Origin of the sequence: Streptomyces sp. Tu 2975, assembly GCF_009832925.1 — a bacterium.
Taxonomy (GTDB): domain Bacteria; phylum Actinomycetota; class Actinomycetes; order Streptomycetales; family Streptomycetaceae; genus Streptomyces.
This window is the reverse complement of sequence record NZ_CP047140.1, coordinates 2,716,239-2,741,542: the sequence shown is the minus strand read 5'-3', so window position 1 is coordinate 2,741,542 and position 25,304 is coordinate 2,716,239. Positions and strand designations below refer to the sequence as shown.

General features: G+C 70.9%; 25 protein-coding genes. 17 read left to right on the top strand and 8 right to left on the bottom strand.

Features of this window, described 5'->3' with window-relative positions:
• Positions 1-79: 79 nt before the first annotated feature.
• Complete coding sequence (gene scy / locus GLX30_RS11785) at positions 80-4,120, bottom strand: polarized growth protein Scy (RefSeq protein ID WP_159687084.1); 4,041 nt, start codon at positions 4,118-4,120, stop codon at positions 80-82.
• 167 nt (positions 4,121-4,287) lie between these two features.
• On the bottom strand, positions 4,288-4,716 hold the full coding sequence (mce, locus tag GLX30_RS11780) for a methylmalonyl-CoA epimerase (RefSeq protein ID WP_100109188.1): 429 nt from the start codon (positions 4,714-4,716) through the stop codon (positions 4,288-4,290).
• A 143-nt stretch (positions 4,717-4,859) separates the two neighbouring features.
• On the opposite strand from mce, the gene GLX30_RS11775 reads away from it, so the two are divergent.
• On the top strand, positions 4,860-6,062 hold the full coding sequence (locus GLX30_RS11775; protein WP_159687081.1) for an acetyl-CoA C-acetyltransferase: 1,203 nt from the start codon (positions 4,860-4,862) through the stop codon (positions 6,060-6,062).
• Positions 6,063-6,123: 61 nt separating this feature from the next.
• On the top strand, positions 6,124-7,080 hold the full coding sequence (meaB, locus tag GLX30_RS11770) for a methylmalonyl Co-A mutase-associated GTPase MeaB (protein ID WP_005311799.1): 957 nt from the start codon (positions 6,124-6,126) through the stop codon (positions 7,078-7,080).
• A gap of 391 nt (positions 7,081-7,471) precedes the next feature.
• Here meaB and GLX30_RS11765 read toward each other — a convergent pair whose 3' ends face one another.
• Positions 7,472-8,077: a PepSY domain-containing protein gene (locus GLX30_RS11765; RefSeq protein ID WP_159687079.1), complete on the bottom strand. Its 606-nt coding sequence runs from the start codon at positions 8,075-8,077 to the stop codon at positions 7,472-7,474.
• Between the two features lie 132 nt (positions 8,078-8,209).
• On the opposite strand from GLX30_RS11765, the gene GLX30_RS11760 reads away from it, so the two are divergent.
• Together GLX30_RS11760 and GLX30_RS11755 are read left to right on the top strand one after the other, a co-directional pair.
• Positions 8,210-8,881, top strand: a complete 672-nt coding sequence (locus tag GLX30_RS11760; protein ID WP_159687076.1) for a response regulator transcription factor — start codon at positions 8,210-8,212, stop codon at positions 8,879-8,881.
• On the top strand, positions 8,878-10,281 hold the full coding sequence (locus GLX30_RS11755; RefSeq protein WP_159687074.1) for a HAMP domain-containing sensor histidine kinase: 1,404 nt from the start codon (positions 8,878-8,880) through the stop codon (positions 10,279-10,281). Before GLX30_RS11760 ends, GLX30_RS11755 begins: the two co-directional genes overlap by 4 nt.
• Before the next feature lie 69 nt (positions 10,282-10,350).
• Here the strand turns inward: GLX30_RS11755 and GLX30_RS11750 are convergent, their stop codons facing one another.
• The 4 genes from GLX30_RS11750 to GLX30_RS11735 form a co-directional block, all read right to left on the bottom strand.
• Complete coding sequence (locus GLX30_RS11750; RefSeq protein WP_159687071.1) at positions 10,351-10,827, bottom strand: MarR family transcriptional regulator; 477 nt, start codon at positions 10,825-10,827, stop codon at positions 10,351-10,353.
• Positions 10,828-10,950: 123 nt separating this feature from the next.
• Positions 10,951-11,733 carry an AIM24 family protein gene (locus GLX30_RS11745; protein WP_159687069.1) on the bottom strand — a complete coding sequence of 261 codons (783 nt, stop codon included), beginning with the start codon at positions 11,731-11,733 and terminating at the stop codon, positions 10,951-10,953.
• Complete coding sequence (locus tag GLX30_RS11740; protein ID WP_159687066.1) at positions 11,730-12,380, bottom strand: AIM24 family protein; 651 nt, start codon at positions 12,378-12,380, stop codon at positions 11,730-11,732. Before GLX30_RS11740 ends, GLX30_RS11745 begins: the two co-directional genes overlap by 4 nt.
• On the bottom strand, positions 12,380-13,018 hold the full coding sequence (locus GLX30_RS11735; RefSeq protein ID WP_005311786.1) for an AIM24 family protein: 639 nt from the start codon (positions 13,016-13,018) through the stop codon (positions 12,380-12,382). The genes GLX30_RS11740 and GLX30_RS11735 overlap by 1 nt, the downstream gene beginning before the upstream one ends.
• 166 nt (positions 13,019-13,184) lie before the next feature.
• Here GLX30_RS11735 and GLX30_RS11730 point away from each other — a divergent pair, with 166 nt between their 5' ends.
• The 8 genes from GLX30_RS11730 to GLX30_RS11695 all read left to right on the top strand — a co-directional run bounded on the left by GLX30_RS11730 (position 13,185) and on the right by GLX30_RS11695 (position 18,737).
• Positions 13,185-13,529: a DUF3817 domain-containing protein gene (locus tag GLX30_RS11730; protein ID WP_159687063.1), complete on the top strand. Its 345-nt coding sequence runs from the start codon at positions 13,185-13,187 to the stop codon at positions 13,527-13,529.
• The gene (locus GLX30_RS11725) at positions 13,526-13,819 is read left to right on the top strand and encodes an MTH1187 family thiamine-binding protein (protein ID WP_159687061.1); all 294 of its coding nucleotides are present in this window, start codon (positions 13,526-13,528) and stop codon (positions 13,817-13,819) included. Before GLX30_RS11730 ends, GLX30_RS11725 begins: the two co-directional genes overlap by 4 nt.
• Before the next feature lie 132 nt (positions 13,820-13,951).
• Positions 13,952-14,641 (top strand): hypothetical protein, encoded by a 690-nt coding sequence (locus tag GLX30_RS11720; protein ID WP_159687058.1) that lies wholly within the window; start codon positions 13,952-13,954, stop codon positions 14,639-14,641.
• Complete coding sequence (locus tag GLX30_RS11715) at positions 14,638-15,318, top strand: DUF4166 domain-containing protein (protein WP_159687056.1); 681 nt, start codon at positions 14,638-14,640, stop codon at positions 15,316-15,318. Before GLX30_RS11720 ends, GLX30_RS11715 begins: the two co-directional genes overlap by 4 nt.
• A complete protein-coding gene (locus tag GLX30_RS11710) occupies positions 15,315-15,947 on the top strand; it encodes a TetR/AcrR family transcriptional regulator (protein WP_159687054.1) in 633 nt (210 codons plus the stop codon). The genes GLX30_RS11715 and GLX30_RS11710 overlap by 4 nt, the downstream gene beginning before the upstream one ends.
• A gap of 119 nt (positions 15,948-16,066) precedes the next feature.
• Positions 16,067-16,576 carry a MarR family transcriptional regulator gene (locus GLX30_RS11705; RefSeq protein WP_159687051.1) on the top strand — a complete coding sequence of 170 codons (510 nt, stop codon included), beginning with the start codon at positions 16,067-16,069 and terminating at the stop codon, positions 16,574-16,576.
• A gap of 52 nt (positions 16,577-16,628) precedes the next feature.
• On the top strand, positions 16,629-16,958 hold the full coding sequence (locus GLX30_RS11700) for a DUF3817 domain-containing protein (protein ID WP_159687049.1): 330 nt from the start codon (positions 16,629-16,631) through the stop codon (positions 16,956-16,958).
• A 78-nt stretch (positions 16,959-17,036) separates the two neighbouring features.
• Entirely contained in the window at positions 17,037-18,737 is a 1,701-nt protein-coding gene (locus GLX30_RS11695; protein ID WP_159687047.1) for a methylmalonyl-CoA mutase family protein, read from the top strand.
• 28 nt (positions 18,738-18,765) lie between these two features.
• Here GLX30_RS11695 and GLX30_RS11690 read toward each other — a convergent pair whose 3' ends face one another.
• Complete coding sequence (locus GLX30_RS11690; protein WP_159687045.1) at positions 18,766-19,401, bottom strand: TetR/AcrR family transcriptional regulator; 636 nt, start codon at positions 19,399-19,401, stop codon at positions 18,766-18,768.
• Positions 19,402-19,695: 294 nt separating this feature from the next.
• Between GLX30_RS11690 and GLX30_RS11685 the strand changes: the two genes are divergently transcribed.
• The 5 genes from GLX30_RS11685 (at position 19,696) to GLX30_RS11665 (ending at position 25,265) form a co-directional block, all read left to right on the top strand.
• Positions 19,696-20,664, top strand: a complete 969-nt coding sequence (locus tag GLX30_RS11685; RefSeq protein WP_159687043.1) for a tetratricopeptide repeat protein — start codon at positions 19,696-19,698, stop codon at positions 20,662-20,664.
• Positions 20,665-21,380: 716 nt separating this feature from the next.
• Positions 21,381-22,052, top strand: a complete 672-nt coding sequence (locus tag GLX30_RS11680) for a DUF6230 family protein (protein ID WP_159687041.1) — start codon at positions 21,381-21,383, stop codon at positions 22,050-22,052.
• A 97-nt stretch (positions 22,053-22,149) separates the two neighbouring features.
• A complete protein-coding gene (locus GLX30_RS11675) occupies positions 22,150-22,692 on the top strand; it encodes a DUF6114 domain-containing protein (RefSeq protein ID WP_159687038.1) in 543 nt (180 codons plus the stop codon).
• A 1-nt stretch (position 22,693) separates the two neighbouring features.
• Positions 22,694-24,001 (top strand): hypothetical protein, encoded by a 1,308-nt coding sequence (locus tag GLX30_RS11670; RefSeq protein WP_167306816.1) that lies wholly within the window; start codon positions 22,694-22,696, stop codon positions 23,999-24,001.
• Positions 24,002-24,365: 364 nt separating this feature from the next.
• Positions 24,366-25,265: a VCBS repeat-containing protein gene (locus GLX30_RS11665; protein ID WP_159687031.1), complete on the top strand. Its 900-nt coding sequence runs from the start codon at positions 24,366-24,368 to the stop codon at positions 25,263-25,265.
• Positions 25,266-25,304: the final 39 nt, after the last annotated feature.

Genomic DNA, 25,304 nt, shown 5'->3' with positions numbered 1-25,304 from the left:
AGGGAATCCTAGGGGCCCGAGCGGCGTGTCATCGAGCGGATGCCGGTTTGATCTGGAGAATGTCCAGCCTTTTGAGTGGCTAGCCGTCGGATGACTTGCCACTCGAACGTGTAACCCCTGCTGCCGCACCGGCCTTGACGCCGCCGCCGGAGCCGCCGCCCGCCCCGGACTTGCCGGCGGCCGGGGCCTCGAACGACTCCAACGCCTCGAGCACGTCCTGGACACGAGAGATCTCCGCCTGGATGTCCTCGCGCCTGCGCACCAGGACGTCCAGCTCCCGCTTGCCCTCGTCGACCGTCCGGCCGGCCTCCAGGTCGGCCTCCGCCTTGGCGCGCTCGCCCTCGCGGATCAGCTCGGCCTTCTTCTGCTCGGCCTCCTTGAGGAGACCCTCCGCCTTCTTCACGGCGGCGATCCTGACCTTGCTCGCCTCCGAGTTGGCGTCGGCGAGAAGGTCCTTCGCCTTCGCCTCCGCCTCGGCGCGCTGCTCCTCCGCGGCCTTGACCAAATTGTCGACACGCTCACCGGCCGTCTTCAGCTGCTCCGCGGTCTCCCGACGGGCCCGCTCGTGCAGCTCCTCGACCTCGCTCTCCACCCGGGCCCGCAGCTCCTCGCCGCGTTCCCTGATGGCGGTCGCGTCCCGGCGGGCGCCGACCAGGAGCTCGTCGGCGTCCGTACGGGCCTTCTCGACCAGCGAGTTGCCCTCGACCGTGGCCTCGGCGACCAGCCGTTCCGCCTCGTTGCGGGCAGCGCCCACCATCGCGTCGGCCTGCGCCTCGGCCTCGGTGGCCGCGCGCAGCGCCTCCTCCTGGGCCTTGCCGATGAGCTGGTCGGCCTGCTCGGCGGCGTCCGCACGGCGCTTCGCGGCAGCCTCGCGTGCCTCGTCGAGCAGCTGGTCGGCCTCCGCGCGGGCCTCGGCACGCAGCCGCTCGGCCGCGGCCTCCGTCTCCGCCCTGAAGCGTTCGGCCTCCGCCCGGATCCGCTCCGCCGCCTGCTGCGCGGAACCGACCGTCTCCGCGGCCTCCGCACGCAGCCGCTCGGCGTCGCTGCTCGCCTCCGCCCGCAGGCGCTCCGTCTCCGCGGCGGTCTCCGCCGTGATCCGCTCGGCCTCGCCCCTCGCCTCGCCGATGAGCTGGTCCGCCTGGGAGGCGGCGTCGGCCCGCCGCTTGTCGGCGGCCTGCCGCGCCTCGTCCAGCACCTGCTCGCGGTCGGCCCGTACGGCCGCCCGCATCTGTTCGATCTCGGCCTCGCCTTCGACCTTGATCTGCTCGGCCTCCGTGAGCAGCCGCGTCGCCTCGGCGTCCGCCGACGCGCGCAGTTCCGCGGCCTCGGTGCGCAGCCGCTCGCTCTCGCTCGTCGCCTCGTTGATCAGCAGGTCCGCCTGTACGGCCGCCTCGGAACGGATGCGGTTCGCGTCCTCACGGGCCTCCGCGCGGGTCCGCGCCGCGTCCTGCTCGGCGGTGGCGACGGCGTCCGACGCCTCCGTGCGCATGCGCTGCACGTACTCGGCGGTCTCCGCCCGCAGCCGGTCCGCCTCCGTGATGGCCTCGGCGACGGTCCGCTCGGCGAGAGCCTGCGCGGCCTCCGTCTCCTCCTGGGCCCGGGACCGCAGCCGGCCGGCGTCCTCCGCCGCCCGCTCCCGCTCCGCGTACGCGTCGGCGCGGACCCGGTCCGCCTCCTCCTGCGCCTCCGTCCTGGTCCGCTCGGCCGAGTGCTCGGCGGCGCTGCGCAGCCCGGCGATCTCCTGCTCGGCCTGCTCCTGGAGCCCGCTGACCGCGTCCCTGACCTGCTGGGCCGTCTGCTCCGCCGAGGACACCATCTCGGTGGCACGCCGGTCGGCCTCCTCGACCAGCCGGTGCGCCTCGGTCTGCGCCTCCTCGACCCGGTTGCGGGCGGACGCGAGGAGTTCCTCGCTCTGCTCGCGGGCCCTCTCGCGTTCCTGGCCGGCCTCGGCGCGCGCGGAGCCGAGGATCTCCTCCGCCTCGCGACGGCGGCGTACCGACTCCTCCTGCGCGGCCGCCAGTGCCTCCGCGGCCTCCGTGCCCACGCGCTCGGCGGCGGCCGCAGCCTCCGCGCGTACCCGGTCGGCGGTCTCCTGGGCCTCTGTCCGCAGCCGCTCGGCCTCCGCGGCGGCGTCGCTCTGCAGCCGTACGGCCAGCGCCTCGGCCTCCGCGCGGGACGCGGAGGCGTCGGACGCGGCCTCGGTGCGCAGCCGCTCCGCCTCCGTCTCCGCCTGCTCCTGGATCGCGCGCAGCCGCTCGCCGGCCTCCGCGCGCAGCCGCTCCGTCTCCTCCGCCGCCTCGCGGCGGATCCGCTCGCCCTCGGCGCGGGCCTCGGCGAGCCGCTCCTCCGCGGCGGCGAGCCGTGCCTCCGCCTCGGTGTGCAGGCGGGTCAGCTCCTCCGCCGCCTCCGCCTGACGGGCCGCTATGCCGCGTTCGGTCTCCTCGCGCAGTTCGGCCGCGGCGGCCTCCGCGGCCGTCCGTACGCCGTCGGCCTGCTCCTCGGCCTCCGTCCGCAGCCGTTCGGCCTCCGCGCGGGTGCGCTCCAGCGTCTCCTCGGCCTGCTTGCGCAGTGTCGTGGCGCGCTCGATGGCCTCGGTACGCACCTTCTCGCTGTCGGTGCTCGCCCGCGAGCGCAGCTCGTCGGCGTCGGTGCGTGCCTTGGTCAGCAGCTCCTCGGCGGTGCTCGCCGCCTCCTCGATCTGCTGGACGGCCTCGCGGCGGGCCTCGCCGCGGATCCGCTCGCCCTCGGCGACGGCCTCGGCGCGCAGCTGCTCCGCCTCCCCGCGCAGCCGGCGGGCCTCCTCCTGGAGTTCGACCGTCTTGGCGCGGTACTCCTTGGTGTCGTCCTTCGCGGCGCCCTTGAGCTGGTCGGCCTGCTCCGCGGCCTCGCCGCGCAGCCGGTCGGCCTCCGCCTCGGCCTCGCGCTTGATCCGCTCGGCCTCCTCGCTCGCCGCGCGGGTGGTGGCCTTGGCGTCCTCCGACGCCTTGGTCAGCACCTCCTCGGCGGTGCGGGCGGCCTTGGCGAGCGCGGCGGCCGAGTCCTCCGCGACGGCCGCACGGGCCTTCTCGGCCGCGGCCTCGACGAGCTTCTCCGCCTCGGCGCGGGCGTCGGCGACCGCCTGCTCGGCCTCCGACTTGAGGGTCTCCGACTCCTTGGTCGCCTCTTCGACGAGCCGGGCGATCTGTGCCTTGGCGGTGCGGGTGCGCTGCTCGTTGACCGATTCGGCGGAAGACAGCTGCTTGGCGGCGGACTCCTTCGCCTCCGAGAGCAGCTTCTCCGACTCGGTCCGGGCCTCGCGGAGCTTCTCCTCCGCCTCCTGGAGCCGCTGTTCGGCGGCGCGGCTGAGCTCGGCGGCCTGCTGGCGGGCCTGGTCGGACTCGGCGGTGGTGGTCGAGCGCAGCTGCTCGGCGTGGCTGGTGGCCTCGTGCGCCTGGCTCGACGCGGCGTTCAGCAGCCGCTCGGCGTCCTTGCGGGCGCGCAGCAGGATCGCCTCGGCCTCCGCGCGTGCGGTCTCCGCCTCGCTGCCGAGCCGCCTGCGGGCCTCCTCCGCGATGCGGGCGGCCTCGGCGCGGGCGGCGGCCAGTGCCTGCTCCGCCTCCGCGCGGGACTCCTCGAGCAGCCGGTGGGCCTGCGACTCGGTGCGGGCCCGCAGCTGCTCGGCCCAGGCGACGTTCTCGTTGACGTGCGACTCGACGGTCTGGCGGCGCTCGGCCAGTTCCTGGTCCAGTCGCTGCCTGCGCTGGACGGCCTCGGCGTGCAGCTCCGCCTGGAGCCTGGCCTGGTGCTCCGCGTGCTCCTGCAGGATGCGCTGGGTCTGGGCGCGGGCCTCGCGCAGCTCGCGTTCTGCGTCCTGCCGGAGCTGGTCGGCCTGGATCTGCGCGTTCCGCAGCAACTGCTCGGCCTGATAGCCGATGTCGGCGCTGTCGTATGCCGGACGGGAGGCGAGATTGCGCCGCGCCTCGTGGAGTTTGGCGCGCAATACCTCGACCTGGTAGCCGAGGTCCTCGGCATGCTGGACGGCCTTCTCCCGGTCGGTCTTCAGCCGATCCATCTCGGCTTCGAACCGCGAGAGGTGGTCGTCGTCAGCTCGGTGGCTCTCCTGGCGTTCGTAGCCCCGCACTGCGCGGTCCCATCCGTCCCCTGGTCGCAACTGTCTCCAAACGAGCACCGTTCGCCGGCGAACGGCCCCCCGGGGAATGGTGACAGATCAACGACGGAGACGCGGCACGGCCCCGACCCGGCCCCGGCCCGGAACGGCCCACTCTACCGGGCCGGGAATCCTTAGGGTCAGTGCTCCGTTGCAGACGTGACGAGTTCGGTGAGTACGCCGTGGCAGTCCTTGGGGTGGAGGAAGGTGATACGCGAGCCCATCGAGCCGATACGCGGTTCGTCGTACAGCACACGTACGCCCTTGTCGCGGATGTCCTGCGCGTCCGCGTCCACGTCAGCCGTTCCGAATGCGATGTGGTGAACACCTTCGCCGTTCTTGGCCAGCCACTTTCCGACCGCGGAGTCCTCCCGGGTCGGCTCCAGGAGCTGGAGGTAGGAGGCGCCGCCGTCGGACGTCTCATTGATCTTGAGCATGGCTTCCCGTACGCCCTGCTCCTCGTTGACCTCGGAGTGGAACACCTCGAAGCCGTACGTGGCCCGGTAGAACTCGACAGTCTTGTCGAGGTCGAAGCAGGCGATTCCGATGTGGTCGATTCGCGTCAGCATTTGACCAGTGCAGCGCCCGGCGGCCGGTTACGCAACGTGCGCGCGATCACACCGGCGGCACAGTGACCCGGAGCCGTACCGCTCAGTACATTTGAGTAAACCCTCGTTCACTCCTCAGCTGCGGCTGGAAGGGGATCGTGCTCATGTCTGGAAAGACCGGCAACACCTCCGTGATCGTCGCGGGAGCCCGCACGCCCATGGGCCGCCTGCTCGGCTCGCTCAAGTCCTTCTCCGGCGCCGACCTCGGTGGCTTCGCCATCAAGGCGGCGCTCGACCGGGCGGGCATCGGCGGAGATCAGGTGCAGTACGTGATCATGGGCCAGGTGCTCCAGGCCGGTGCGGGCCAGATCCCCGCGCGCCAGGCCGCCGTCAAGGCGGGCATCCCGATGAACGTCCCCGCGCTCACCGTCAACAAGGTCTGCCTGTCCGGCCTCGACGCCATCGCGCTCGCCGACCAGCTGATCCGCGCCGGCGAGTTCGACGTGGTCGTCGCCGGCGGTCAGGAGTCGATGACCAACGCGCCGCACCTGCTGCCGAAGTCCCGTGAGGGCTACAAGTACGGCGCGATCGAGATGCTCGACTCGATGGCGCACGACGGCCTGACCGACTCCTTCGAGAATGTCGCCATGGGCGAATCGACGGAGAAGCACAACACCCGCCTGGGCATCCCGCGCGGAGTGCAGGACGAGATCGCCGCGCTCTCCCACCAGCGGGCCGCGGCCGCCCAGAAGAACGGGCTCTTCGAGGCGGAGATCACGCCCGTCGAGATCCCGCAGCGCAAGGGCGACCCGGTCCTGTTCGCCAAGGACGAGGGCATCCGCCCGGAGACGACGGCCGAGTCGCTCGGCCGGCTGCGCCCCGCGTTCGCCAAGGACGGCACCATCACCGCCGGTACGTCCTCGCAGATCTCGGACGGCGCCGCCGCCGTCGTCGTCATGAGCAAGGCCAAGGCCGAGGAACTGGGCCTGGAGTGGATCGCGGAGATCGGCGCCCACGGCAACGTGGCGGGCCCCGACAACTCGCTGCAGTCCCAGCCGTCCAACGCCATCAGGCACGCGCTGAAGAAGGAGGGCCTGGAGGTCTCCGACCTGGACCTCATCGAGATCAACGAGGCGTTCGCGGCCGTCGCCCACCAGTCGATGAAGGACCTCGGCGTCACCCCGGAAAAGGTGAACGTGAACGGTGGCGCGATCGCGCTCGGCCACCCGATCGGCATGTCCGGCGCGCGTGTGGTGCTCCACCTGGCGCTGGAGCTCAAGCGCCGCGGCGGCGGCGTCGGTGCGGCGGCGCTGTGCGGCGGCGGCGGCCAGGGTGACGCTCTCATCGTCCGCGTCCCCGCCAAGTAAGTACGCGTAGCAGCAACCTGGGCGCCGAAGCCCGTACGCGCAGAACGATCGGAGCAGCACGATGGTGGACGTCCCCCAGCTGGTCGCCCAGGCGAGAGAGGGCCGGCCGCGCGCCGTGGCCCGGCTGATCTCACTCGTGGAGGGGGCGTCGCCGCAGCTCCGTGAGGTCATGGCGGCGCTGGCCCCGCTGACCGGCGGCGCGTACGTGGTGGGCCTCACCGGCTCGCCGGGCGTCGGCAAGTCCACGTCCACCTCGGCGCTCGTCTCCGCCTACCGGAAGGCCGGGAAGCGGGTCGGCGTCCTCGCCGTCGACCCGTCCTCGCCCTTCTCGGGCGGGGCGCTGCTCGGGGATCGTGTCCGGATGTCGGAGCACGCCTCCGACCCCGGCGTCTACATCCGCTCCATGGCCACCCGGGGCCACCTGGGTGGCCTCGCGTGGGCGGCGCCGCAGGCGATCCGCGTCCTGGACGCGGCCGGCTGCGACGTCGTCCTGGTCGAGACGGTCGGCGTCGGCCAGTCGGAGGTGGAGATCGCCTCCCAGGCCGACACGTCGGTGGTGCTCCTCGCACCCGGCATGGGCGACGGCATCCAGGCCGCGAAGGCGGGCATCCTCGAGATCGGCGACGTCTACGTCGTCAACAAGGCGGACCGCGACGGGGCCGACGCCACGGCCCGCGAGCTCAACCACATGCTGGGCCTCGGCGAGTCCCGGGGGCCGGGGGACTGGCGCCCGCCGATCGTGAAGACGGTCGCCGCGCGGGGCGAGGGCATCGACGAGGTCGTCGAGGCGCTGGAGAAGCACCGGGCCTGGATGGAGGAGCACGGTGTGCTCTCCGAGCGCCGCGCCCGCCGGGCGGCGACGGAGGTCGAGACGATCGCCGTCACGGCGCTGCGGGAACGCATCGGCGACCTGCACGGCGACCGGCGCCTGGGTGCGCTGGCGGAGCGCATCGTCGCGGGCGAGCTGGACCCGTACCGGGCGGCGGACGAGCTCGTTGCGGGCCTGACCCAGTCGTAACCGGGGGCGTTCCCCCGGCCAGGCCCCGGCCCGGGCTGTTGCCCAGGCCCCGGCCAGGGCTCGGCCCGGACCGGCACCGCTCCGGGGGTCGGCTCCGCCGTGGGGGTCCGGCTCGGCCAGGGTTCGTCTCGCGGGGTTGCCGCTGCGCGGGGCGTTTCCCCTACCCGAACCATTCCGAAACCGGGCTCCGCCGGACCCGGTACCGCGCTCCGCGCGGTGCCCTCAAGCGCCGGGCGGGCTTGATTTCGCTGCGCGAAGTCAGCCTCGCTGGGCGCGCATCCCACGGCCGTCGGGCCGTAGGGGGTTGAGGCGCGAGGGCCCGGTGGGCCCCACGCCCCCAGGCGGAGGGAGCGTGCCCCCCGGTCACGGGAGGGGGCCGGGTGCGGGAAGGTCAGTCGTCCGACGGGTCGGTGGAGACCGACGCCGTCTTCGCGTCGATCGTCAGCTCGCGCTCGTCGGCAGCGTCGTCGCCGAGTTCGACCTCCCAATGACCCGCCCCGTCGTTCTCGAAGTCGACCGACGTAACCGTCGCGCCCGGGTGGGACCTGAGCGCCGTCCCCACCGCCTCGCGGGCGTCCACCGACGCGGCGCGCAGGGCGGCGCGGTCGTCGTCCCGGTCGTCGTTCTCCGCCTCGGCCTTGTCCTCCCGCACCGCGCCGGTCCGCACGTCGACGTGCAGTTCGCGTTCGCGGTCGTCCTTGCCGAGGACGTCCACCTCCCAGTGGCGGTCCCCGTCGTCGTCGAGATCGACGGAGCTCACCGTGCCCTGCGTGTGCTTGAGGGCCGCGGCCACGGCCTGCGCCGCGGTGACGGACCCGGCGGGGCCCGCGGACCTGTCCTCGGACGCGTCGTCGTCGCGGTCCTGGACCGTGACGGGCACCGAGCCCGCGCCGGCGGCGCCCGACGCGTCGTCGTCCGCCACCGCCGCGGCCGTGTACGTACCGCCGCCGATCAGCACCGCCGCCGCCACGGTCGCGATGACAAGCTTGCGCTTCATGAGGTTCTCCCGAGTCGTTGTGCCGAGTCGTGCTGCTGTGTCAGCAACGGGATCCACTCTTGCCGCGCCGTGCTGAACGCAGCCTGAAGCCGCCTGAAGAGATCTTCAGCTTCCGTTTGGGACCCTGGGCCCATGAGGTTGCTGATCGTGGAGGACGAGAGGCGGCTCGCGCTCTCCCTCGCCGCGGGCCTGACCGCCGAGGGGTATGCCGTGGACGTCGTCCACGACGGACTCGAGGGACTGCACCGGGCCACCGAGGGCGTCCATGACCTGGTCGTGCTGGACATCATGCTGCCGGGTATGAACGGCTACCGCGTGTGCGCCGCTCTGCGCGCCGCCGGCCACGACGTGCCGGTTCTGATGTTGACCGCCAAGGACGGTGAGTACGACGAGGCGGAGGGCCTCGACACCGGCGCGGACGACTACCTGACCAAGCCCTTCTCGTACGTCGTCCTCGTCGCCCGGGTCAAGGCGTTGCTCCGGCGGCGCGGCAGGGCGGGTGGTTCGCCGGTGCTGACGGCGGGCGACCTGCGTGTGGACAGGGCCACCCGCCGTGTCCACACGGGCGATGAGGAAGTCACCCTCACCGCCAAGGAGTTCGCGGTGCTGGAGCACCTCGCGACACGCGTCGGCGAGGTCGTCGGCAAGCCCGAGATCCTCGAGCACGTCTGGGACTTCGCCTACGAGGGCGATCCGAACATCGTCGAGGTCTACATCAGCGCCCTGCGCCGCAAGCTCGGCGCGGACCGCATCCTGACCGTGCGCGGCGCCGGCTACCGCCTGGTGGCGGTGGAGTCGTCATGAGGTCGGTCCGGGCCAGGGCCGCGCTCGGCGCCACCCTGGTGGTCGCCGTGGCGCTGATCGCCGCCGGGACCGCCGTCCTGCTCTCCCTGCGGGCGAACCTGATCGACAGCACCGATCTGCAGGCCGAGGTCGCCGCCCGCGACGTGGCGTCCCAGATCGCGCTCGGTGTGCCCTACAGCAAGCTGGAACTGCCCGACGAGGACGACGAGCGCCCCGTCCAGGTAGTCGGCGACGACGGCCGGGTGCTCGCCGTCAGCGAGCACCTTCAGGCCGTCTCCGGGACCGGCAGCGCGGACGTCCGGCCCCAGGAGCAGCCCCGCGCCGGCGACGATGACGACGACCCCGGCCGGGGAGAGGTCTCCTCCGACGATCCGGGGTTCGCCTCCGGCACCGCCACCGTGGACGGCGACAGCGCCGACTACCGTTTCGCCTCCGTCGAGGTCCGCCTGGACGACGACCGGACGGCGACCGTGCACGCGGGTGCGCCGCTGACCGCCGAGCAGGACGCGGTCACCACCGTGCGCGACGCGATGCTCGTCGGCCTGCCGCTGCTGCTCGCCGTGGTCGGCTCTGTGACCTGGCTGGTGACCCGCCGGGCGCTCGGTCCCGTCGAGGGCATCAGGCGTGAGATGGCGGCCATCACCCGCTCCGAGGATCTTTCGCGGCGCGTTTCGGAGCCGGCTTCGGGGGACGAGGTGGCGAGGCTCGCCCGTACGACGAACGAGACGCTGGCCGCCCTGGAGGCGTCCGTGGAGCGGCAGCGCCGTTTCGTCGCGGACGCCTCCCACGAGCTGCGCAGCCCCATCGCCTCGCTGCGGACGCAGCTCGAAGTGGGCGCGGCGCACCCGGAGTTGCTGGACGTGCCCGGCGCGGTGGAGGACACCGTGCGGCTCCAGCAGCTGGCGGCGGACCTGCTGCTGCTGGCGCGGCTGGACGCGGGGGAGCGGCCGGGATCGGCGGCTCTGGATCCGGCGCAGCTGCTGACGGAGGAGGTGGCGCGCAGGTCCGGCGACCGCGTGCCGGTAGAGATGGCCGTGACCCAGGGGTTGCAGGTGGCCGGTTCCCGCGCCCAGCTGGGCCGGGTGATCGGCAATCTGCTCGACAACGCCCAGCGTCACGCCGTCGCCTCGGTCACCGCTTCCGTCCGCCGGGAGGGTGGCCGGATCGTGCTGTCCGTCGCCGACGACGGCGGGGGCGTGCCGGAGGAGCAGCGTGAGCGGATCTTCGAACGGTTCGTACGGCTCGACGACGCACGCACCAGGGACGAAGGCGGTGCCGGCCTCGGCCTGGCCATCGCCCGCGATGTGGCACACCGCCACGGCGGGACCCTTACGGTCGGCCGTTCGCCGGCCGGCGGGGCGGTGTTCGAACTGGCCCTGCCGGACGCGGCCCGCGGCTAGCGGCGCCGTCACCGGCCGGTGGCCGGCCCGGCGCGAGGGCGCGCGGGGCTCTGCCGCCGGACGCTGCCGCTAGAGCTTCCCGCGCCGTCCGCGCAGGTGCTCGGCGACCGGGGTCAAGGACTCCCGCAGCTCGGCGAGTGCCTCCGGCGACAGCAGGTCGATGAAGTGTTTGCGCACGGACGCGACGTGGTGCGGCGCCACCTTCTGCATGGTCGCGACACCCTCGTCGGTGAGCACGGCGTACAGTCCGCGCCGGTCCGACTCGCAGTTCTCCCGCCGGACCAGGCCGGCGCTCTCCATACGGGTGACCTGGTGCGACAGGCGGCTCTTGGACTGCAGTGTGGCCGCCGCGAGGTCGCTCATCCGCATCCGCCGGTCCGGCGACTCGGAGAGGTTCACCAGGATCTCGTAGTCGTTGTTGGTCAGGCCGAACGGCTGGAGGTCCTTCTCGAGCTGGTGCATCAGCAGCTTGTTGACTTCCAGATGCGTGCGCCAGGTGCATTGCTCGTCATCGGTCAGCCAGCGAGTGGCCGTCTCGGTCTCCATATATGGATTCTACCTAAGAAGTTGAAAATCGGACGAAGTCGGGGGGTGTGACGCCTGGCACCCCGCGCACCTGGGGGTGCACAGGGGCGCAGACGTTCGACGTCACACTCCGCAGACTACCGCTCACAGCCCGAAGCGACGCTGGAGGTCCCCCAGCTGGCCGGGAAGGCGCGGTGCGGAACCGTGCTGGCCGGGGCCCCCGGCCGGCCCGTGACCGCCCGGAACGCCAGGCTCCGCACCGACCACTCCGGTCGCCTGCTCCGGCATCAGCGCCTCGCTCGACTGCAACAGCACCGTGCCCGCCCCGACGAACTCGAACTGGTGCTCCTCGCCCGACGCGCCACCGATGCCCGTCAGTGCCCGGACGCCGCCCATGACGCCGGTCATGTAGCCGTGATCGTAGTGGTGGCAGGGCGACGGGCAGTCCGCCCACCCCACCAGTGCCTGCGGATCCACGCGGACCGGTGGTTCCATGAACACCACGGGCCCGTTCGACGCCGCCACGAACTTCCCGGTGCCGATCAGGGTCAGGAAGCCCGGGACGATCGACTGCTTCAACGCCAGCGTGGGCTGGTAGGCGAGCAGATTGCCCGCCCGGATCGTGAGGTTGCCGTCGTCCAGGTCGAAGGAGTTCACGTCGAAGGCACGGTCGGCGAGCAGCATCTTGCCGCTGCCCTCCGCCACCACCCAGTCGCTCGCGTGCAGCGGGGAGTGGAACGAGGTCCTCAGCAGCCGGTCGAGGCGACCGTGGCCGATTCCGTTGAAGTCGATGCGCCCGTAGTAGGCGATCATCTTGCCCTTCTGGAGGAACCACTGGGAGCCCTTGAGCTCCACGCAGAAGGTGTACGCGTTGACGTTGTCGTCGCTCGGCAGCGTCGTCGGGTCGAGAACCACGGGCGTGCTCACAGCTTCTCCTCCGACGCCTGGACGTACACCGCACCGCTGCCGCTGAGCTCCAGCTGGAACGCCTCACCGGAGCCGCGCCCCACCATGTCGCGCCAGCCGAGCGCCGTGGAGAGCTTGTTCCGTACGTCGCCGTGGTGGGCGACGTACGCCTGCGGGTCCACATGGACCGGCCGGGCGGGGGTGATCGGCAGCTCGATCACACCGCCGTGCGCCATCACCGCGACCGCGCCGTGGCCCTTGAGGGTCGTGGTGAACAGGCCCTGGCCCGTCACCTGGCCGCGGACCATGCCCATGACGCCGCCCTGTGAGCCCATGAACATCGTCCCCTGCTGGAGTGTGCCGTCGAAGGCGAGGAGTCGGTCCGCCTCCACGTAGAGGGTGTCGCCGGTCAGCTGCACGACCTGGATGTGGTGGCCGCCGTGGCCGAACATCACCGTGCCGTTGCCCTCGACGGTCATCAGCGGCGTCGCCTCGTTCGCCACTCGGCGGCCGATCATCGACGCGAGCCCGCCCTGGCCTCCGGTGATGTTCGGCGTGAAGCTGACGTCGCCCCGGTAGGCGAGCATCGCGCCGCGCTGGCTGAACATCTTCTGGCCGGGCGTCACGGTCGCCTCGACCATCTTGGAGTTGATCTCACGGAACGGCATCAGACGTCCCCTCCGACGGTGTTGCGCTCGCTCGGCTGCACGTAGACCAGCCCGTCACCCTCGAAGCGGATCTGGAACGCCTCACCGCCGCCCTCGCCGAGGAAGGTCCGGAACGTCACGCCGGACTGGAAGTCCTGGCGCAGATTTCCCTGGTGGGCGATGTAGGCCCCCGGATCGACCGAGAGTGGGTACTGGGGCGTCACGCGCAGCACCACGGCGGTGCCGTCCGACATGATGGCCGCCTGGCCGGTGCCCTCGACGGTGGTCGTGAACAGGCCGTTGCCGCTCGCGCCCCCGCGCAGCCCGGTGAAGGTCGTGCCGGTGCGCAGTCCGCCGTCGGTGCACAGCAGATTGCTCGACTCGACGTAGAGCTTGTCGCCGTGCAGCTGTACGAGGTTGATCTCGCTCGCCCGGTCGGCGAAGTAACAGGTGCCCTGCCCCTTCACCTCCATCATGGTCATCTGCTCGCCGGTGAGCCGGCGGGTGACCATCCCCCGGATGCCCTCACCACCGCCGGACATCTTCTTGAAGGCCATCTGGCCGTCGTACGCGACCATCGACCCGTTCTTCGCTCTGACGGCGTCACCGGTCATCTCGACCGCGAGCACCTTGCTCCCCTGGAGCCGAAACGTTGCCACGGGCCGACGTTATCCGGTGAAACCTCCCCCGAACAGCGTCCTCGGGGAGGATCCGGACCCTGACAAAGACTTCGCAAAGCGGCCTGCCACAATGGTCCGCGAGCTTGTGCATGCGTTCACAAGATCCATGCCCCCCGCCCGATCCTCTCGCCACCGAAGGTGACCCGTGGACATCAAGACCGCCTCCTCCCTCCACCGCCTCCGTCTCGTCTCCGCGCCGGAGGCCGTCTCGTTCCTCCTGCTGCTCGTCTGCTCGGTCCTCAAGCGAACGACGGACTTCAACGCGGTCCCGGTCATGGGTGCGATCCACGGTCTGCTCTTCGTCCTCTACGTGCTCTTCTGGCTGGATGCGTGGAACCGCACCAAGTGGGACCTGAAGACCGCGGCGCTCTACTTCGTCCTCTCGGTGCTGCCCTTCGGCGGCTTCTTCGCAGAGCGCAAGCTCAAGCGCGAGGCCGACGACGCCGTCATCGCCTCCCGCGCCCGCCGCGAGAACGTGGTCGACGCGTGATCGTCGCCTTCTCCGTCACGCCGCTCGGAGTGGGCGAGGACGTCGGCGAATACGTCGCCGACGCGGTCCGTGTCGTGCGCGAGTCGGGCCTGCCGAACCGCACGGACGCGATGTTCACGTCCGTGGAGGGGGAGTGGGGCGAGGTGATGGACGTGGTCAGGCGCGCGGTCGCCGCCGTCGAGGCCCGCGCCCCCCGCGTGTCGCTGGTCCTCAAGGCCGACATCCGGTCGGGCGTCACCGACGGGCTCACCTCCAAGGTCGAGACGGTGGAACGCCACCTGGCGGACTGACCCGGCTCTGTGCCGCGAAGCCCCCGGTCGTACAGCGGCCGGGGGCTTTCCCGTACCCCGGGGCCGGTGAACGTTCACCCCGCCGCTAACCTGAGTTTTGAGCAGTCGCTCAAAACTGGACCAGGGGGTGGGATGAGGCTGTACATCGAGACGCGGGTCCGCGCCGACATGGAGACGCTGTGGGACCGCACGCAGGAGCCGTCCCGGCACCAGCGGTGGGATCTGCGCTTCACCGAGATCGCCTACCTGCCGCGCCACGACGGTGAACCGCAGCGCTTCCGGTACGCGACCCGTGTTCTGCCCTTCCTGACGGTCGCCGGCACCGGCGTGAGCGCCGGAGAAAGGCGCCGCGACGGCGCCCGGGTCTCCGCGCTGCGCTTCGCCTCGCCGCATCCGCTGTCCCTGTTGAAGGAGGGCAGCGGCTACTGGCGCTACGTCCCCACCGCCGACGGCATCCGCTTCCTGACCGGCTACGACTACCGGCCACGGTGGGGGCGCTTCGGCAGAGCGGCCGACCGGCTGGTCCTCCGGCCCCTGATGGGCTGGGCGACCGCATGGTCGTTCGACCGGCTGCGGCTCTGGTGCGAGAAGGGCATCCGCCCCGAGCGGCTGCTGGCCCACGCCCTGGCGGAATCGGCCGTACGGCTGCTCGCCGTCGTCCTCGCCGCCGTGCACACGCCCCTGGTCGCCGCAGTCGTGACGACCGCCGCGGCCCTCCTCCTGCCGCCCTCGCCCGTCACACCCGCGGCCCGGCGCTGTCTGCGCACCCCGCCGGCCCGCACCTCGGAGCCCGCCCTCCTCGGCACCCTGGAGCACTCATGACCTCGATCTTCCGCGCCGCCATGGGAGGGGCCTTCGAGCGGCTCCACCCCCAGCTCCGGCGGCGCTTCTCCGTCGGGCTCGACAGCGGCGAAGCCTGCACAGGGCACGGGGTCATGGACCGCATCTGGCACGGTCCCGCCTTCGTCAAACCGTTCCTCGCGCTGGGCGGCAGCCGCAACATCCTCGTCCCCCGCACCGGCCGCGACGTACCCTTCACGATCGAGAACGTCCCCTACGCGGACTCCCACGGGCGCGAGACCGTCACCTTCGTCCGCACCTTCGCCCTCCCCGGCGGGCCGCGACGCTTCGACGCCACCATGGTCCTCGGCCCCGAGGGCGACCGCGTGCTCGACTACCTCGGAACGCATCAACACCTGGCCAGCGATCTGCACCTGTCCGCGGAGCCGGACGGTTCGCTGCTCATCCGCTCCGGCGAACACCGATTCCGGGAAGGACCGGTCGACGTCCGTGTGCCCGGCCTGATCGGCGGCGACGCCGAGGTCCGCGAGTCGTACGACGATGCCACCGGCCGCTTCCGCATCCGGGTGCGGGTGACCAACCGCCGCTTCGGGCCGCTCTTCGGATACGAGGGCTCGTTCACCGCCCACTACAGCGACGTACGCTCGCGCGGGGTGCGCGCGGGGCTGCGCCCGGTACGCGAGGAGATACGGGCGTGAGCAAGGAGACCAGGAAGAAGCTGCTGGAAGGGGCTCTGCGCACCCTGACGGAACAGGGCTTCGCCAAGACCTCCGCACGCTCCGTCGCCGCCGCGGCGGGCGTGAACCAGGCACTCGTCTTCTACCACTTCGGCTCCGTCGACGAACTGCTCGCCGCTGCCTGCCGGCACGGCGCGGAGCAGCGCGTCGCCCGCTACCGCGACCGTCTGGCCGCGGTCACCACACTGTCGGAGCTGCTCGAATTCGGCCGCCGGATGCACGACGAGGAGCGCGCCGGCGGTCATGTCGCGGTCCTCTCGCAGTTGCTGGCAGGCGCTCAGACCCAGCCCCGTCTCGCACCGGCCACCGCTGCCGGCCTCGATCTGTGGATCGCCGAGATCGAGAAAGTGCTCGCGAGAATCCTCGCCGGGACCCCGCTCGCCGAGTTCACCGACCCCGCCGGACTGGCCCGCGCCGTCGCCGCCGCGTTCGTCGGTCTCGAGCTCTACGAGGGCGTAGACCCCGACGGCGCGGAGCGCGCCCTGGACGCCCTCGGGCAGCTCGCGGCCCTGGTCGCCGCCCTTGACGAGCTCGGACCCGTGGCGCGGCGCGCCGTTCGGTACCGCCTCGGGCGCTCCGTGCTCAGGTGAGGATTCCGGACCGCACGGCTTGGCCGCCCGGGGCGGAGGGACAGTGGGCCGAAAGGATGAATCGACCGAAGAGCGAGACAGGGCTGACCAGCATGTGACCAGTCGGTAAGGTCGGTGCCGTGCCGAAGCCGCTCAGCCTTCCCTTCGATCCCATCGCCCGCGCCGACGAACTGTGGCAGCAGCGCTGGGGGCCCGTGTCCTCGATGGCAGCGATCACCTCGATCATGCGCGCGCACCAGATCCTGCTCGCCGAGGTCGACGCCGTCGTCAAGCCGTACGGCCTGACCTTCGCCCGCTACGAGGCGCTGGTGCTGCTCACCTTCTCCCGGGCGGGCGAGCTGCCGATGTCCAAGATCGGCGAGCGGTTGATGGTGCACCCGACGTCGGTGACCAACACCGTGGACCGGCTGGTCAGGTCCGGTCTGGTCGACAAGCGGCCCAACCCCAACGACGGCCGCGGCACGCTCGCCTCCATCACGGAGAAGGGCCGGGAGGTGGTGGAGTCCGCCACCCGCGACCTGATGGACATGGACTTCGGCCTGGGCACCTACGACGCGGAGGAGTGCGCGGAGATCTTCGCGCTGCTCCGTCCGCTGCGGGTCGCGGCCGGCGACTTCGACGAGAAGTAGGTCACGCGCCCCGCGGGAGGATCGCCGCGGCCGCCCGGTTACGCTCGATGCCATGAAGGCGAATGTGCTTTTCCGTTACCGGGTGATGGCGTACGTCACCGCCGTATGGCTGCTGGTCTTCACCGCGGCGATCGTCGCCAAGTACGGCTTCGACACCGGCGACACCATGCTGATCTCCCAGGTCCACGGTGTGCTCTTCATCATCTACGTCGTCTTCGCCTTCGATCTGGGCTCCAAGGCGAAGTGGCCGTTCGGCAAGCTGCTGTGGGTGCTGGCCGCGGGCTGCATCCCCTTCGCCTCGTTCTTCGTCGAGCCGAAGATCACCCGTGAGGCGCGCGCCCTGATCGCCGGCGACGCCGCCCCGGCGACGGCCGACGCGTAGCACCCGCAAAGCGCCGCGAGCACGGCTCGCGGCGCTTTGCCATCGACATTTACTAGGACGTCCTAGTAAATTCGAGGTATGGACGCTGACGCGATCGAGGAAGGCCGCCGACGCTGGCAGGCCCGTTACGACAAGGCCCGCAAGCGGGACGCCGACTTCACCACGCTCTCCGGGGACCCGGTCGAGCCCGTGTACGGCCCCCGGCCCGGGGACCACTACGAGGGGTTCGAACGCATCGGCTGGCCCGGTGAGTACCCCTTCACCCGCGGACTGCATCCCACCGGCTACCGGGGCCGCACCTGGACCATCCGCCAGTTCGCCGGCTTCGGGAACGCCGAGCAGACCAACGAGCGCTACAAGATGATCCTGGCCGCCGGCGGCGGCGGGCTCTCCGTCGCCTTCGACATGCCGACCCTCATGGGCCGCGACTCCGACGACCCGCGCTCGCTCGGCGAGGTCGGCCACTGCGGTGTCGCCATCGACTCCGCCGCCGACATGGAGGTCCTCTTCAAGGACATCCCGCTCGGCGACGTGACGACGTCGATGACCATCTCCGGTCCCGCCGTCCCCGTCTTCTGCATGTATCTGGTCGCCGCCGAGCGCCAGGGCGTCGACCCCGCCGTGCTGAACGGCACCCTTCAGACCGACATCTTCAAGGAGTACATCGCGCAGAAGGAGTGGCTCTTCCAGCCCGAGCCGCATCTGCGACTGATCGGCGACCTGATGGAGCACTGCGCGGCCGGCATCCCCGCGTACAAGCCCCTCTCGGTCTCCGGCTACCACATCCGCGAGGCCGGCGCGACGGCCGCGCAGGAGCTCGCGTACACGCTCGCCGACGGCTTCGGCTACGTCGAGCTCGGGCTCTCCCGCGGTCTCGACGTCGACACCTTCGCGCCCGGCCTGTCCTTCTTCTTCGACGCGCACCTCGACTTCTTCGAGGAGATCGCCAAGTTCCGCGCCGCCCGCCGGATCTGGGCCCGCTGGATGAAGGAGGTCTACGGGGCGAAGACCGACAAGGCCCAGTGGCTGCGCTTCCACACCCAGACCGCCGGTGTCTCGCTCACCGCCCAGCAGCCGTACAACAACGTGGTGCGTACGGCGGTCGAGGCGCTCTCCGCGGTCCTCGGCGGCACCAACTCCCTGCACACCAACGCCCTCGACGAGACCCTGGCCCTGCCGAGCGAGCAGGCCGCGGAGATCGCGCTGCGCACGCAGCAGGTGCTCATGGAGGAGACCGGCGTCGCCAACGTCGCCGACCCGCTGGGCGGTTCCTGGTACGTCGAGCAGCTCACCGACCGCATCGAGGCCGACGCGGAGAAGATCTTCGACCAGATCAGGGAACGCGGCCGCCGGGCACACCCCGACGGGCAGCACCCGATCGGCCCGATCACCTCCGGCATCCTGCGCGGCATCGAGGACGGCTGGTTCACCGGGGAGATCGCCGAGTCCGCCTTCCGCTACCAGCAGTCCCTGGAGAAGGGCGACAAGAAGGTCGTCGGCGTCAACACGGCGACCGGCTCCGTCACCGGCGACCTGGAGATCCTCAGGGTCAGCCACGAAGTCGAACGCGAGCAGGTGCGGGAGCTGGCCGACCGCAAGTCCGGCCGCGACGAGGCGCTCGTGCGGTCCTCGCTGGAGGCGATGCTGACCGCCGCGCGCGACGGCTCCAACATGATCGCGCCGATGCTCGACGCCGTACGGGCGGAGGCCACGCTGGGCGAGATCTGCGACGCCCTGCGCGACGAGTGGGGCATCTACACGGAGCCGCCCGGCTTCTGAGCCGGTCGCGGGCCCCTCGCCGCCCGGCTCACCGGGGCAGGGCGGCGAGGCCCGACACCAGCAGGGACGTGAACCGCCGCGCCCACTCGGCGTCCACCGGCTGCGCGCTCACCAGCGCCCGGTGGACCACCGCGCCCGCGACCACGTCGAAGATCAGGTCCGTGTTGCGGGCTTCCGCCTCGGGGTCCGCCTCGTACGGAAGCTCGCCGCGGGCCTGAGCGCGTTCCCGGCCCTCGACGACGAGCCGCTTCTGCCGCTCGACGATCGCCGACCGTATGCGTGTCCGCAGCGCCTCGTCGCAGGTGGACTCCGCGACGACGCCCATCAGAGCCGTCTTGGTCTCGGGCTGCCCGAGCAACTCGGCGAACTGGAGCACCACACCCTCCACGTCCGCGACCAGGCTGCCCCGGTCGGCGAGTTCGAGCTCGTCGAAGAGGACGGCCACGGCGTCGACGACCAGTTCGTTCTTGTTCGCCCAACGGCGGTACAGCGTGGTCTTGGCGACCCCCGCCCGCGTGGCGACGTCCCCCATGGTGAGTTTCGACCACCCCAGCTCGACGAGGGAGGCGCGGGTCGCCTCCAGGATCGCCGTATCGGTCTCGGCGCTGCGGGGCCGTCCTGTACGACCCGTACGCGGTGTTTCGGGGTGGGTGCTGCTGGACATGCCCGCGACCATACCCGCCGGTAAGGAGAAAGGCGGCTGTGAGGCAGCTCACCGGAAAATGCTTCACACCGCCGGACCCACGCAGATACGCTACGACCCGTAGCGAAAGCCATGACCGGCTCGTCGCGACAACCACAGGCGCCATGGTGGGGACCCGGCGCCGACATCTCGGAATCGCAGGACCGGCCGCGGAGTCGAACACGGTCGACGGAGGGGTCGCATCCTCGGGCCGCCTGCCGGCGGCAGCGGTGGGCGGCTTTTCATTTGTGCGCGCGGAGGGGGGAGGATGTACTCATGCAGCCTAGGAACATGTCCATGAGCGGCGTCGTCGACCTCGCCGCGGTGAAGGCGGCCAACGAGGCCAAGGTGAAGGCGGAGCAGGCGAGGGCCGAGGCCGCCCGTCAGGGTGGCGGTCAAGCCGTGTCCCCTGCCGGCCTGGTGATCGACACCGACGAGGCGAGCTTCGAGCGCGACGTCCTGCAGCGCTCCACCGAGGTACCGGTCGTCATCGACTTCTGGGCCGAGTGGTGCGAGCCGTGCAAGCAGCTCGGCCCGCTGCTGGAGCGCCTCGCCACGGAGTACAACGGCCGGTTCGTTCTCGCCAAGGTCGACGTCGACGCCAACCAGATGTTGATGCAGCAGTTCGGGATCCAGGGTATCCCCGCGGTGTTCGCGGTGGTGGCCGGCCAGGCGCTGCCCCTCTTCCAGGGCGCCGCGCCGGAGGCGCAGATCCGCCAGACGCTGGACCAGCTGGTGCAGGTGGCAGAGGAGCGCTTCGGCCTCACCGGCATCGAGGTCGACCCGGACGCCTCCGAGGAGGCCGCACCGGCCCCCGTCCCGGCCGGCCCTTACGACGCACTGCTGGAAGCGGCCGTACAGGCCCTGGACGCGGGCGACTTCGGCGGCGCCGTCCAGGCGTACAAGAACGTGCTGTCCGACGACCCGGCCAACATGGAGGCGAAGCTCGGTCTCGCGCAGGCCGAACTCCTCGGCCGGGTGAAGGACATGGACCCGCAGAAGGTCCGTGACGCCGCTGCCGCCGACCCGGCCGACGCCTCGGCGCAGATCGCCGCCGCGGACCTGGATCTCGTCGGCGGTCATGTCGAGGACGCCTTCGGCCGGCTCGTGGAGACGGTGCGGCGCACCGCCGGGGACGAACGCGACGCGGCACGGGTGCGGCTGCTGGAGCTCTTCGAGGTGGTCGGTCAGGACGACCCGCGGGTGACGGCGGCCCGGCAGGCGCTCGCGCGGGTGCTCTTCTGACGACTCCTGTGATGTCGCTGATGTTTCGGCGGCGTCCCACCCAGCCCCGGCCGGACGTTCATTGACAGCCGTTATGACAAGGGTGTCCTGAGGATGGCGTTCTGACGGATTTGCGGCGGTGGCGCTGACACGGCGTCACCGCCGATTTGGCGACACAGTGACAAAACGCGCCTCGGCTTTGCCAAAACTTGGCAATCGGGCCCCCGGGTTACTCCGAGTACAACAACGCCCTTGTTCTGTCCGGTTATCTATGGCTATCGCCCTCTGTGTCGGCGGTCCGGACGGCACCCAGCGTGCTCGCGCGACATCGTGCGGTCGTGGCGTGGTTATCAGGCCGTTACTAGCCAGTAACGAACCCCCTTGTGCCCTGGCGTGGAATGGACCACGATCGGCGACGCTCGGTCCAATACCGCACCAGCCCGGCTCCCAGTCGTGCCGCGGCCCATTGGGTCCCCACCGGGCCGATCGGCGTCAGAGGCGCCGGTCGCGGACAGGGGGGTTCCTGCCACAGAACGGCAGGGCCTGTCCGGCAGGTTGTGCGTGACGAGTCAGGCGCGACCAGTGGTTGTCGCTCGGGGGTGATCGCCGGTGTTCTTCGGACGCACGTCGCGCCTGAAGACCAGGCGCTCTCCTTCCCGAGGACGTAGCACTTCTCCCATCCCAGGACGGGCCCGCGGGTCCGGACCGGAGATGTACGTCCGAGAAGGAGGAAAGTCATGGAGTCTATGGCTCGCGGTGGAACCAGATGGAAGCGGTTCGCCCTGGTCATGGTGCCGAGCGTGGCCGCGACGGCTGCGATAGGCGTCGGCCTGGCACAGGGGGCGCTCGCCGCGTCCTTCGCGGTGTCGGGCCAGGAGTTCAAGGTCACGGCCGGCAAGCTCGTCGGAACTGGGTTCTCCCAGTACGGCGGCGTCGACATGGGGTACAAGGACCTCAAGGGTGACGAGAAGGTCGCGCACCCCGTCGCGATCTCGACGTTCAAGAACGCGTCGATCACCAAGATGTGCCAGTCGGTGGTCACCGACGTCCCGTTCGTCGGCAAGATCACGCTGAAGCTGACGGCCGGCGACAAGGGCACCGACGTCCAGGCCGAGAAGCTCTACCTGGACGTGTCCGAGCTGGACGCGAACGCCAGGTTCGAGAACATCGACATCGGCGTCGCGGCCAAGGACACGGACAACCCGGAAGGTGGTGCCGGCCCCGCGGGCAAGGGCCCGGCGGTCAAGGACACCTCGATCCTGCCCAACGGGTTCGCGCAGCAGGCCGACCGGGCGGTCCTGACCGATGTCGAGCAGAAGGCGTGGGCGACCACCGCCGGCACCTTCGAGCTCAGCGGTCTGAGCATGCGCCTGCACAAGGGCGACGGCCCCAAGGTCGAGTGCTACTGACGGTAGCCCCGTCCGGGCGGGCGGGTGAGACTCTGGCAGCTTCGCCCGCCCGCCACTCTCTTCACACAGCAACGCCAGTACCAGGGAGCTGTTTTCCATGAGCGCCGAGACTGCAGTGTCACAGGGGCGGGACGAGCACTACATCCGCGTCCTTCGGCGGAACTTCCGTACCTGGCGGGGACAGCGGCCCTTCTGGGCGGGTCTGCTGACCCTGCTCGGCGGGATCCCCATCGCCTACTTCCCGTATGCGACCTTCAAAATCGGCCACATGAACCTCGCGATGCAGACGACTGCGGGGGCCGGCTCACTGATCATCGGCGTGCTGCTGGTGACGCTGGGTCTCACGATGTGGTTCCAGCACATCGTACGGGTGTTCGCGGGCGTCGCCACGATTCTCCTGGCGCTGGTGTCCCTTCCGATCGCCAACCTGGGCGGCTTCATCATCGGGTTCGTCCTCTCCCTCACGGGCGGCGCGCTTTCGCTGTCGTGGGTGCCCGGCAGGCCCGTGAACGCCGACGAGGCGCCCGCGGTCCGGCAGTCGTCCGACAGTCCCGCCGTACCGGAGCAGCGTGACGGCTTCGGAGCGGACACGCACGAGACATCCATCGAAGGCAACGGCGGGAGGAACAGTGCCGGGTGACGTGACACCACCGCTGACCGCGGACGCGGGCGGCGACGGCTCGCGGGAGAGAAGAGGGCCGCGCCACGCCGCGCCCAGGAAGTCCCTGTTCCACAAGTTCCAGATGCCCGCGAGCAAGGCGATCGCCCTGGCCGCGATGCCTACCGCCGTCTTCGTCGGCATGGGGCTCACCCCGAAGCTGGCGCTGGCCGACGACAAGGAAATCCCCTTCGCTCCCGGCCCGTGCGTGACCCGTTCCGACGAGCCTTCGGAGTCGCCGTCACCGTCCGCGTCGGAGTCGGAGTCGGCGAAGCCGTCCGAGTCACCGTCCCCTTCGGACACGGCCGATCCGGAGCCGACGCCGAGTGCCACGTCCGGAACCGGAACGGATGACGGGGCGCAGGAGCCGAAGCCGGCCGAGAGCCCGTCCGCCCCCGCGGCCGGATCCGAGCAGGCGGCGCCCGCGCCGGAGCCGTCCCCGAGCCAGTCGACCAACCCGCTCGACCCGCTGGGCGTGGGCGACAAGGTCAAGGACCTCATCGACGGCATCGGCGACACGCTGAAGGGTGAGCCGTCCGAGACGCCGTCGCCGAGCGAGACGGCGACACAGCCGGCCGAGGAACCCTCGGTGGCGCCGTCGGAGGCACCGGCCGAGGAGCCTGCGGAGAAGCCCGCCGACGCGGTGGGCGACACGGTGGACGACACGGTCGACAAGACCAAGGAAGCGATCAAGGACGCGGCTGACAAGGCCGGCGCCGAGGTCGAAGAGCTGGACGAGGACGTCAAGGGACTCGACCCCAAGCAGGACGAGGCCATCCCGGACGGCGCCAAGCCGCGCTTCCCGTGCCCCACCCCGGACCCGGAGGCCCTGGCCGACGCCCAACTCGAGCCCGGCCGGCCGCTGCTCCCGGACGACCCGTGGATCCTCGAGAGCTCCATGCTCACGCTGACGGGCCTCGACTACCACGGCATCGTGGAGGTCAAGACCGGCAGCGGCAAGATCAAGAAGGTTCTGAAGTTCACCGCGACGGGCGTGGACATCAAGGACCTGCACCAGCTCGTGGTCGGCCCGAACGGCACGACCGCGCACGTCGAGGCCGCCAAGGGCTCCACCTCGACGATCCGCGACGGTGAAGTGACCATGTACACGGAGGAGCTGAAGGGCAACCTCTTCGGCATCATCCCGATCACCTTCAGCCCGGAGACCCCGCCGCCGCTGAACGTCCCCTTCGCCATGTTCACCGACGTGAAGGTCACCCAGGCCGGCCAGTTCGGCGGGACGCTGACGGTCCCCGGCCTGCACAACTACTTCACCGGCGCGAAGGCCTGACCCCCGAACCACCGGGAGCCGCGAAAAAGGCTGTGGGCCGCACCCGTTCAGGGGGGTGCGGCCCACAGTTCTTGGCCGATGGGGCAGCCATAGCCGCCGGTCGCGGAGTGAGGGTGTGCTCGGGTGAGTGCCCTTTTTTCAGAAACGAGCCTTTCGGGGCGGAGTCGTGGCAGGGCCCTGTTGAAATGTGACCCCTCTTGGCGTTCTTCTGTCGCAAAGTCCGCTACTCATCGGCAACTTGTGAACATAAGGTGATCAAGCTGTGGTCGTCCGACCCGGCGCGCGGGCGTCGGGGGGGCGGCCATTCTGCGGTGATCCTCCGTGCGTCCGCACAGGCCTACCACCTGTAAGGACCCTCCACTTCATGTTCGGACAACTCAGCCGACCGGTACGTCGGGCGGTGGTCTACGCGGTGCTCGTCGCTGTCTCGGCCTTCACCGTCATGGTCTCCAGGGCGGCGCCCTCCTTGTGGGACGAACACACTGACGAGGCGGCCGCGCAGGCCGCCCAAGCGGCCCCGGGACCCGTGATGTTCCCACTTTTCGGTCGTACGGTTGACCGGCTTCGGGACTATGAGCCCAAAGGCGCCGGCGGCGTTCATTCATACCGCGACCTGGGCAGCGGCTGGGAGGAAGCGACCGCGCTCGTCCAGTCCAACGTCTCCGAGAACGGCCAAGGCAACGACCTCTACCACCGTATGCCTGACGGCACCTTGTACTACACGGCTGAGCGTGGAGGCGACACAAAGACCATCGGTCGCGGCTGGAACATCTACACCCTGCTGGTCTCAGTCGGAAACATGGGCGGGACCACCCACCCCGACATCGTCGGTCGTCACGCCGACGGCACACTCTGGCTGTACCAGGGCAGGGCCGACGGCACGTTCGCCCCAAGGATCCGCATCGGCACCGGCGGCTGGAACGGGATGAACGCCCTTGCCGGGCGTGGTGACTACACCGGGGACGGCAAGGCAGACCTCGTCGCCCGCGGCACAGACGGCACGCTCCACATCTACCCCGGGACCGGTAATGCCGTTCAGGACGCCGCGCTCGAAAGCCGGATCACCCTGGGCGCGGGCTGGGGCGCCTATAAGTCGATCGTCTCCACGGGAGACAACGACGGCGACGGCAGGACCGACCTGATCGCCAACGACGTGGCCGGGCTGCTGTGGCTTTTCAGCGGCACCGGCAATGCGAGCGCCCCCTTCGCGCCCCGGGTGCAAATCGGTACTGCGGGCTGGGCCGCCTTCGACTCTCTCTTCTGACCTCTCGCGGCGGCCGACATCGGCCGTCCCACATCGGAC